The sequence below is a fragment of the Gilvimarinus sp. 1_MG-2023 genome (genome assembly GCF_030548285.1).
This window is the reverse complement of the sequence record NZ_JAUOSC010001491.1, coordinates 1-246: the sequence shown is the minus strand read 5'-3', so window position 1 is coordinate 246 and position 246 is coordinate 1. Positions and strand designations below refer to the sequence as shown.

At 56.5% G+C, this 246-nt stretch carries 1 protein-coding gene; it reads left to right on the top strand.

All coding sequences use genetic code 11. The features are described from left to right. Positions 1-246 (top strand): hypothetical protein (locus Q4563_RS21785; protein ID WP_303606020.1); only part of this gene is annotated, 246 nt, incomplete at both ends.

The window sequence follows — 246 nt, the reverse complement described above, 5'->3', positions numbered from 1 at the left end:
CGCGGTGACAGCCTGCTGTCTGAAACCGCATTGTTCAGTCCACGTATGCAGCGTCGGGCGGTATTGACACCTGCCCAACTGGCACGTTTCAGCCGTGACGATTTCCAGCAGTGGATCCGCAAGGTCCGGCAGATGTTGCAGGCCGCGACATCACAGCTACTGCAAAACACAAAGCCGGAAGTTGCCAAGGAATATCTGCTGAAAGTCTTCAGCCGGTTGCATAACGCGCTGGGTCATACCCCATCC